Raw genomic sequence first — 5,193 nt, 5'->3', positions numbered from 1 at the left:
AGGGTGGGTCAAATCTCGGTGAAAATACCGGGTCAGTTCTCAGTGACAATCAACACGCGCTTCGTTTTATGATCGTTTGGGGGGCGTTTTCGAGAGGCCGTTTACAGAGCCAATGACACTGGCAAGGTCCAAAGACGTGATCGTCTGCCTGTAGATTTCTTGGCTGTATCCGCGGTCAAGTTTCGGCTCGGTGTCTTCGGCTGTGCCGCAGCCCAATTTCCTTCTGAGGGTGGGTTTCGGTGATTGTGATCTTGAAATACTTATCCACATCGGCCTCCGGCGGTTTTAGGACTGAAGCTCTGGGCGCTTCAGTCGGTCGATTTCTGCGGCGATCACGCCCTACGTTGACGGCGCTGATCCTTGCTTTCCACTTGTTCAGACCCCCGAGCGATGGCTCTCGGATCGAGAGGTGGAGCTCCTGTGGGCGCGCGATAGGCGCGAGCTTCTGGACTGCAGAGGTAAGGTCGAAGTCCTCAGCGGTCGATAGATTGCAAGGTGAGTTAGGGGGCGAGAATGGCGGCGCGATATCTCCGGGGGGGGGGGGGGGGGGCGCCGCCATAGACCTTGGGCACTGTTGGTGTTCGGGCACTATTGGTATTCTGTACCTGCCATCTTTATCGCACCCATTTCTCGCCAATTTGTAAACCTCGAAAGGGTTACGCGCTTGTGTTTGTAAGAACCAGTTTACGTGATGTTCACCGTTGGCGAGTAACACTGTGACCGTCCTGTGATTGGTCCAAGTGAATGCAGTTCAAGTGCGCAGGATCTGGGTTTAAGTCCAACTGGCCCCGCTTCGGCGGGGCCTATTTTGTTTGCGTGATATGGAGAAATTCGTATAAAGAATGCGCGCGCCTGACTGAGTGGCATTGATTGTTAGCGCTCCTAGTAGCCTGTAGACCTCAACTGCGGGCACAAACTAAGCCCCGCCGGTGAGCGGGGCTTTTTCGTTTCTTGATCCGCTCTTGATCGTGCGCTGACGCACAGCGGGAAAAAATGACAGAATACTCCACGGCGCATGTTGCTGCGAATGCTCTCCGGCGGGGTTGAGCCGTTCTTCTAGAGCAATGCTCGAACTCAGCGCAGTGCCTCCAGCCCTGACAACTGGAGCTCTAGGCTGTAAAACTATCTTAGGGGATATGCGCTACCGGTAGATGTACAGAATCAAAATAGGAGACATTTCCATGGCGCATGAGCGGACATTAGATGAAATCCAAAAGGCTATTCGCGCCCACGGCATGTGGAAATTGCGTCTGAAGACCGCCATTTCTAGCGGATCTAGTGATGCAACACCTGAAGTGGTCGGATGCGATCATTTGTGTGAATTTGGAAAATGGCTTTATGACGACACGATGCCGACAGAGATACTAAATGGCAAGCCATATCAAGTAGTCAAGCGTCTCCATGCGGAGTTTCACCAAACTGCTGGAGAAGTTCTGAAGAATGCACTGGATGGAAACGCATCAAAGTCAAAAGAGCTTCTTGATGGTGGCTTTGCTGAAAAGTCAGACAAGCTAGTACGCGCGCTAACTCTCTGGAAGACAGAGCTTCGAAATAGCTGATCTATGGTGGCGCTTTTTGCTTCCGCATCCGTCCTGTATCGCGAGATGAAATGGCGCGCGCTGGTTGCGGGGTGCATTCCTTGGCAGACGACTTGGATCAATCGAAGCCCTGGTGATTGCAGGGGCTTTTTCGTTGGAGACGGTGCCAAGGCTTGGAGCATTTGCCCCGGCACCGTCTGTCCCCGAGCATTTGAGCTGTACCTACGCCTATGGGTCCAGAAGTGCACTGCTCCCACTCGAAATTTTTTTGAAAGTACCCAGACTCTCTTTCGGGTGTCGCGTTGCAGAGACTTTGGCTATGGCCACTGTCCGCGATGGACCGGTCGCGCTTGACGCTCTGGCGAATCAGCACGATCCTGCAAAGATCGCTATTGCGCAAAGCAGTCATCGGGTATTGTGCAAGTTGCAGCTTCAGCGAACGGCAGCAAGGTCCGCATCTTACCCATTGACGAGCCGCGGATCGAACGGCTGGAAAGAGCCCTTAGCTGCCTTCACCGCCTGGCTTGGATGCTGCAGGTGCATTTGGCTGCTTCCAGCCCAAACGAAACATTCGAACCAGGGGCAGCGGGCACTCTGCCGCAAAGGCAAAAGATCTCGTAGGATTTCCTGGAAGCGGACATTCCAGGCTCCCCGATCTGCCATGCGGATGCTGCGCCTCGCTCAAACGTCAGCGAAGCGCAGATAGCGACCTTTGCAAAGTCTTCGGATCTGGCGGCATGGCGAGCACTCCCTGCCGCAGGCGCAAGGGAAAAGCTGCCCTTCGCCGCACGTGCAGCTGCGAACACCTTTAGATGTCGGCTAAGCGGACTTTCCGGACATTCGCTGCAGGCGCAAAAGGTGAAAATCAGCTGTTTGTACGAGTGGCAGCGCAAACGCAACACTACTCAGCTCTCGCTGGTAAAGTCCCTTGGCCTTTGAAGCTCCGGTCGCCTAAATGACTTAACGGATCGATATAAAATTACGGCAGATCCACGCAGACTAAAGATGCTCAATTTGGTCCACTACAAAAATTACGTCGATTTTAAAAAAATTACAGAATCGAATGTAAATTTACTTGAACGCATCAATCGCATCCAAGAGGCTCGGCATTCCAGTATATGGATTAATGTCGAAAGGCATTGCGCTCACTTCAGCGGCAGAAATTCCTGCTGCATTCACCTTCTGGGCACGCGCTCTAGCATCCGCAATGCCGGCCTTGAGATTATCGAACAAGACTGCGGATGACTTCGAGTACGGTTTTCCACAGATCTTCTGAACTTCCGCGCTGAAAGAGCTATTCTTATAAAAGTCGTCATATGATGAATATGAGGCGGATGTATCTTTGAGATGAAGAAGAAGCCAAAACTCGAAGCAAACATTGCTAAGAGCAATGTTCACCCCGGATTTTTGGGCCTTCTGCCAAGCCTCAGAGTGCTTGCTACGCGAGTATTTCGCCACCGACTCCCGGTCATAGACCACCCAGAATTCGTCGTTCGGGAGAGAGCGCGGAGACTTCTTAAGTTTGATCGCTTCATCCACCAACTGCACTGGAGTGTTCTTGCGTGTTGGTTGGATCTCAACAACTGCTGCCCTGTTGCTCGCTCTAAACTCACTTAAGTATCCGCGGATGTAGTATGGCTCTGTTTTTGCCCCCTCGCAGAACACGCGCAAAGTTTTCTGAGCAGCGGGGTGTCTTTTCTTTCTCGCTTTAGGCAATGCTGTCGTCTCCAACGAAGTAGCCTGGATTACCAACAGCTCTAGAAAGAGCTTCTCTAACTCTTGAGTATGGGATGGAAGGCAACGCACCAAGCCTGCCGTCCAGATAAAAATCTTCAAACGGGCTATCAGGCCTCACGACATTCTTATTATACTCATCAAGGCTTGAAAGGTAGGTTCCTCCGTTCTTTTTATGAGTTATCCAAATTTGATCTCTGCGAAGCACACTTGGCTTCATTATATTAGTGTCGTGAGTGGTGAAGATAATTTGAGCTCCAAGTTTGTTGACGACCGGATCATGAAAAAGCTGGAGCACTAATGCGACCAAGTGAGTGTGTAAATGACCATCCAGTTCGTCAAACAAAATGGGAGCGCCGTTAGACAATGAGTTGAGCAACATCGGCAGTATCTCAAAGAGCTTCACCGTTCCGTCAGACATGTCTCTTTCATCGAAGCTAACAAGTTCGCCAGACTTTGCTTGCAGCCAAAACTTATAGGTTTTGCTGTTCTCTTCAATAATTGCGGCCTTGAGCTCTTCTGGCATGTCATCGGGGAGGCGAATATCCTCCGGGTTTTTACGCTTTTCAGATGTTACTTTTTGCACTCCTGTGTCGGCCAATCTAATGATCTCACCGACCGCTTCTAGGTGGCCATCCTGAGCAAAGTAGTTTGCTATCCTGAGCTTTGTTCCAGCGCCTATAAAGTTGATAGAGCGAAAATAATGAATGATTTCGCGAATGCTCTCAGGTGCGGCAGCATCATTTCCTGCCCTTGCTAGATAACAATTGTTCTTGAAGAAGGATAGCCGTCGGCTGCCGCCTTTGTAAGTTCCTCCGAACTTAATGGTCTCCCAGGTGTCGTATTCTTTTCGCTCAAAGATTAAAGCTCGCTGGCGTCCAGGAAAGGAGAATAGAGTTTCGGAGGTTATCCTTTCTTTGTCAAATGCCAATTCATACCGATAGCGCATTCCGGAGGGGACAACGAATTCAACCTCAAATTCTGTAGGAGCATATTTAGTATCTTCTGAAAGCCGGAACGGTTCATATGGAGATATTGCCTCTCCTTCCTGAAGGTCATTAGAGTTACACACCATCCAAGAAAGAGTCCGAATTGCCTTTAGCAAATTTGACTTGCCTGAGGCATTCGGCCCGAAGATTGCAGCCGACTTAAGAACTGCATATTTTCCGTTCTCAATTTCGTGATGGTTGTCCCGAAGTCTACTTCGACTATTCTCTACGTTCATGCTGAACAATACTTCGTCTTCGAAGGAGCGAAAATTTCTGACGGTGAAGTCAATCAGCATGACATTCATACCTTCCGTGGCTAAATTCTGCAGAATCTGCGCAGACAAGGCGCCAAGGCGCGATGTGTGTTCTGTTTAACCACTCTTACTCAAGTTCGCAAACAAGTACTTAAGGTGCGTAGTGATTGGCTTCTCAAACGCCCTGAACATACCAGCAGCATGGCTCTGCCAGGGGCTGGATCGGTTTCAGCTCACCTGTCCTCATCAGGTTCCCTGCGGCCACAGTTTTGGTTCGCGTTCGGGCCATAACCCAGGATCATTTAGAGAGTAGTGCTTGTGGATCATGATTGTGCTTGTTCACAGATAGCATAGCCAAAAATGGTGCTAAAGATAGGACGCCCGGTAGCGCCAGCCAAATGGAACTGTAATGAAACGTCCACGGGAGCTTGAACGGCAGCTATGGACTGCAAGCGGCCCAATGCACCTGCAGCAGCCAAGTTGTGGAGCAATGTCTGGTAAGGGCTCACACCGGACTTGCGGCGATGCAGCAGCAAGGTCGCAGCGAATTCGCACCAGATCCAAGCGGCCAGATGACGCCAGCCAGCCCAAAGCGGACATGATCTTTGCGCTCGCAGCATCGGAGCCTCTAGGCAAGAGGGGCGGAGAGCTGCCGTTCGCTGCGCGCTGGTCCAATGT

3 protein-coding genes are annotated in these 5,193 nt (G+C 51.0%); 1 reads left to right on the top strand and 2 read right to left on the bottom strand.

Going from position 1 to position 5,193, the window contains the following annotated elements:
- The first annotated feature begins 1,181 nt into the window (after window positions 1-1,181).
- Window positions 1,182-1,559, top strand: coding sequence for a CZB domain-containing protein (locus NIT7645_RS11270; protein WP_159420186.1), 378 nt, complete (start codon window positions 1,182-1,184; stop codon window positions 1,557-1,559).
- 1,050 nt (window positions 1,560-2,609) lie between these two features.
- Here NIT7645_RS11270 and NIT7645_RS11265 read toward each other — a convergent pair.
- Entirely contained in the window at window positions 2,610-3,269 is a 660-nt protein-coding gene (locus tag NIT7645_RS11265; protein WP_207509054.1) for an RloB family protein, read from the bottom strand.
- Complete coding sequence (locus tag NIT7645_RS11260; RefSeq protein WP_074964388.1) at window positions 3,247-4,557, bottom strand: AAA family ATPase; 1,311 nt, start codon at window positions 4,555-4,557, stop codon at window positions 3,247-3,249. Before NIT7645_RS11260 ends, NIT7645_RS11265 begins: the two co-directional genes overlap by 23 nt.
- Window positions 4,558-5,193: the final 636 nt, after the last annotated feature.

It is taken from the genome of Phaeobacter italicus (genome assembly GCF_001258055.1).
In the GTDB taxonomy this organism is placed as follows: Bacteria; Pseudomonadota; Alphaproteobacteria; order Rhodobacterales; family Rhodobacteraceae; genus Phaeobacter; species Phaeobacter italicus.
Note: the sequence above shows the minus strand (reverse complement) of the source record. Positions and strands in the feature narration are given on the sequence as shown.

Bases quoted from the DNA above. Each gene is read 5' to 3' on its own strand.
- NIT7645_RS11270 (WP_159420186.1), top strand. From the start codon at position 1,182: ATGGCGCATGAGCGGACATTAGATGAAATCCAAAAGGCTATTCGCGCC.
- NIT7645_RS11260 (WP_074964388.1), bottom strand. From the start codon at position 4,557: ATGCTGATTGACTTCACCGTCAGAAATTTTCGCTCCTTCGAAGACGAA.